Here is a 4002-nt window from a genome sequence, read left to right on the forward strand (position 1 = left end):
ACCTGTATGCAATCCGGCTCGAAAATCCGGCGGCACCTGCGTCTCCGGGATCTGGTGTAGTCGCTACAGCGGGCGCACTGCTTCTCACGGTATGTCTACTCAGGCTGAAAGGGCGATACTGAATGCGTCATCAAGAATCAGGGCAACCAGAACGCGCCGTCATACAACTGTTGCGTCGGTACGTCGCCGGGCAAAAGCGGCTCGTCCGGGTTTTGACCCTCGTTCCCGGGATTTGTTACGTCGCCGCGGTGAACACAGAACGTCGAGATCGGGAACCGGAATAATGACCTGTGGTATCCCCGACTATGAAGAACCGCCTGATGCAGCATTTCTGATTCATGAAAACTGCATCGTCACCCCGGTGAAGGAGGAAGAATGACAGAGTCCGCTGCACGAATCATCGCCGCTGTTGTCGCGATCGGAGTCGTCTGTTGCGCGGTAGCGCTGATCGCACCGGTGCACCTTCCTGACGAGGACAGCGGTCCGGGGACCGGGAACGTGACGCCAGAGGGATCGCTGACAGGGTCAGACCAATCCAGGAATGTACGAAATGAGGAGGAACACGAGAATGCAACGCACGAACAGGTACCTGCAGAAGTAAGGGAGGATAAGGACATGACACCGGAAGAGATCTCAAGAGACCTGTATGCGTCCATATATGGGCCTAGAGTCGTGAAGGAAGCGCTGGAAGAGGCAAATATGACACCGGAGGAGTTGCCGGACGAAGTAGAGGAGGAGATCAAAAACACCGTACCGTTCGAAGATATCATCTGGAAGTGGGATCTCAATCCCCGGAACAAGCAGGTCGTCATCCATGCAGTCTTCGCATGGAATGAAGAGCACGAAAAGGAGATAACTGCCATTCAGGGCAGAGAGATCGGCGATTGGACTTTTAACGTCGTCTGGGAGCCGTATATGCATCCAGCCGTGAGGCGAGCTCTGGAAGCGGCAAATATGACGCCGGAAGAGTTGCCGGACGAAGTAAAAGAGGAAATGGAAAACATCAGCGTGCAAATTGGGGGCATACGGACGTGGGTGCTTGATCCCCGGAACAGACTGGTCGTCGCCTATGCGCGCTTTACATGGCCAAATGACGGGTATGAAACGAAGGCGGATGCCGTTCGGGGCAGGCAGATCAGCGGCTGGACCTTTAAGGTCATTCTGGAACCGGATGTGCCCGAACTCATGCAACGAGCGCTGGATGCGGCGAACATGGCGCCGGGTGAGTTCCCGGAGGAGGTGAGAGAGGAGTTAGAAGATCTACGGCGCGGTAATAACAGAACATTCAGCATCAGTAAATGGGAATTTGACCCGGACAACAAACGGGTTGTCGTCTATGCGTACTCCATAGGGAGCGAAGAAAGGATGATGCGGGACGAAAAAGGGATGGAGGCCCTCCAGGGCAGAGAGATCGGCGATTGGACTTTTACGGTCATCCATGATGTGGATTACGAGAAAGAACGTAAGCAGCTCGTGGCTGAACTGTTGCAATTCCGGAAGGACCACCTCGAATTGGAGATAGGGGGGTTCGCAATTTCACCCACAGAACTTCAGCTGTGGGTGGCCAACCGTACACCCGCAAACGAGGCACTGAACGGCACCGTGATGCACGGCAGGACAGTTGAGTTACTATGGAGTCCTGTTGATTATGCAATCAGAATAGCGAGAGAGCAGGCGTTGAGGGAACCGTGAACCGGTTGATGCACAGGAAGAGAGAGTCAGGACTGGAGGTGTGAGTATGGCAGGCGGTGGCTGGTTCGATTGGGGAGACTGGGTGGACTGCCATGTCTCGGCAGGCGTGTATCTACCCTTCAGGATCGTGTATTTCCGTCCCGGGCTTCCTGACTGCGGGGGAGGTTCGGGGTCCTGGAACAACGCCGATTGCCTGCCAAACGTGGTGATACGGTATGCCCGGACCAGAAAATGCCTCGAGCATCTTCAGGATCTGGCAGGCTGCTACTGGATGGAGAAGATCCGCTGCCCCGAGCACTGTTACATCGAGGGGACCTTCGATCTGGACTTCTACATGGTGTCGCTTATAAACAACTCACAGGGCTTCGGCCATGCGGTCTGTGCCGAGTTCTTAGGCGGCAACAGAGATGAGTTTTCCAGCTGGAAGTTCTACCAGTTTGACAACTTGGACATCAGACCCGGTGACTGGCAGATGCCCTACGGGACAGAAACAGAGGCTACGAAGGTGAAGATCTACGAGATAACAGGTATCTTTAATTGCGGTCTCCCGAACCACGATATAGTGCCTCTGGCGACGTTTTTGATCGACGCAAAAGGAAATGTAACCAAGGGTTGAAAGGGCGGAGTACATGACAAAAACGACCCTACGGATCATCATCGCACTTGCAATCATCTGTTGTGCGGGAGCGATGATCGTAGCAGTGTACCTTCCTGACGAGGACAGTGGTCCGGGGACCGGGAACGTGACGCTGGGGTCGCCGACAGGGTCGAACCTACCGGGGGATATAAGCCGGAATGCAACGCCGCAACAGGTACCTGGAGAAGAACAGGAGGTTGAGAACATGACATCGGAAGGGTTATCGGAAGAGCTGCAACTGCTTCTACCCGTGAAGGAAGCACTGAAAGAGGCGAATATGACACCGGAAGAGTTGCCGGAAGTGTTGAGAGAGGAGATTGAACAACTGCAACGAACCTATGAAGACAGAAAGTTTGGTATAAGCAGATGGGAATTTGACTCGGAGAACAAGCTGGCCATCATCCACGCGTACTCCATACGAGATGAAAAGAAAGTGAAGGCAATTCAGGCCAAGCAGATCTGTGGTTGGACCTTCAGGGTCGTTCACGATATCGATTACGAGAAAGAGCGTAAGCAGGTTGCGGCCGAACTGCTGCAATTCCAGAAGGATCATCCCGAATTGGAGATATCGGGCTTTATCATAACATCACCCGCACATATGGAGATGTGGGTGCGCAACCGTACGCCCGAAAACGAGGCACTGAACGGCACCGTGATGTACGGCAGGACAATCGAGCTAATTGGAGGCGCACCAAAGGAGATGTGGGAGGAGATGAAAAAGACCGAACCTGCATCGAGGGGACCGGGGACAGATTGAAGTACAGAAGAGAAACTGCTGCATCTTTGAGATGACCAGCCCTAAGTGCAGGCAGTGAATTTCGTAACATCTCCCACAGAAATTCGGTTGTGGGTGGCCAACCGTACACCCGCAAACGAGGCACTGAACGGCACCGTGATGCACGGCAGGACAGTTGAGTTACTATGGAGTCCTGTTGATTATGCAATCAGAATGGCGAGAGAGCAGGCGTTGAGGGGATCAGGAACCGGTTGAGGCATAGAGACTCTATCCGGGGACAGGGATTTCCCCCGGCTCTCCTCCCCCAGCGCAATACGGACCAGGTGACCTATAATTTATGAACATCGGTGAGTACATGTCCCCTTTGCAGGAAATCGCTTCCCCCCGGATAACCTCATTTTTCCGACAGTTGAAACTGCTCTGCCTTTCTCCTGATAAATTTTTTGCAGAACGTTCAACCAGGTCCGTCAACCTGAAAACTCCGTTCCTGATCGTCTGCGGCCTATTCCTGGTTGAGATCGGCGGCAATTACGATGCAATCACCACGTACGCCCGAACGCTGGAGCTCGCCGACCCGTCCGCGCACCCGATCGTATACGCGGGCCTGTTTGCAACGGCTCTCTCACCGTTCCTGGCATGGGTATCGTACTCGGCAGTCTTCTATGGGGTATCATACCTGTATAGAGGCCGGGGCACGTTTCTCCGGACGCTGGTCTATGTGGGATACGGATGCGCGCCCCTGATCATCGGGAGCCTCCTCCATCTGGCCCTCTTCCAGATCATCTCCCTGCCGATGCAGGACCATTTCATCCCCTCTCGCGTGGCAGCGCATGCAACCACCGTAGCGCTGATCGATGCAGGAATTGCGATTCCTGTTCTCCTCTGGTGCGGGTTCCTCTGGACCGCAGGTATGCGTCACGCACGAAGTCTCTCTGCT

Annotated in this window: 4 protein-coding genes; all 4 read left to right on the forward strand. The window is 54.3% G+C overall.

What is annotated here, in order from left to right; all coding sequences use genetic code 11:
- Window positions 1-375 precede the first annotated feature (375 nt).
- Window positions 376-1692, forward strand: coding sequence for a hypothetical protein (locus BP846_RS11840; RefSeq protein ID WP_292395659.1), 1317 nt, complete (start codon window positions 376-378; stop codon window positions 1690-1692).
- A gap of 46 nt (window positions 1693-1738) precedes the next feature.
- Window positions 1739-2308, forward strand: a complete 570-nt coding sequence (locus BP846_RS11845) for a hypothetical protein (protein WP_292395661.1) — start codon at window positions 1739-1741, stop codon at window positions 2306-2308.
- Between the two features lie 13 nt (window positions 2309-2321).
- Window positions 2322-3086, forward strand: a complete 765-nt coding sequence (locus BP846_RS11850; RefSeq protein WP_292395663.1) for a hypothetical protein — start codon at window positions 2322-2324, stop codon at window positions 3084-3086.
- A gap of 343 nt (window positions 3087-3429) precedes the next feature.
- Window positions 3430-4002: Yip1 family protein (locus BP846_RS11855; protein WP_292395665.1), on the forward strand; the 573-nt coding region annotated here is incomplete at its 3' end.

It is taken from the genome of Methanoculleus sp. UBA303 (assembly GCA_002501655.1).
Taxonomy (GTDB): domain Archaea; phylum Halobacteriota; class Methanomicrobia; order Methanomicrobiales; family Methanoculleaceae; genus Methanoculleus.

Excerpts from the sequence above, each read along its gene's own strand:
- BP846_RS11840 (WP_292395659.1), top strand. The coding sequence starts at position 376 with ATGACAGAGTCCGCTGCACGAATCATCGCCGCTGTTGTCGCGATCGGA.
- BP846_RS11845 (WP_292395661.1), top strand. The coding sequence starts at position 1,739 with ATGGCAGGCGGTGGCTGGTTCGATTGGGGAGACTGGGTGGACTGCCAT.
- BP846_RS11850 (WP_292395663.1), top strand. The coding sequence starts at position 2,322 with ATGACAAAAACGACCCTACGGATCATCATCGCACTTGCAATCATCTGT.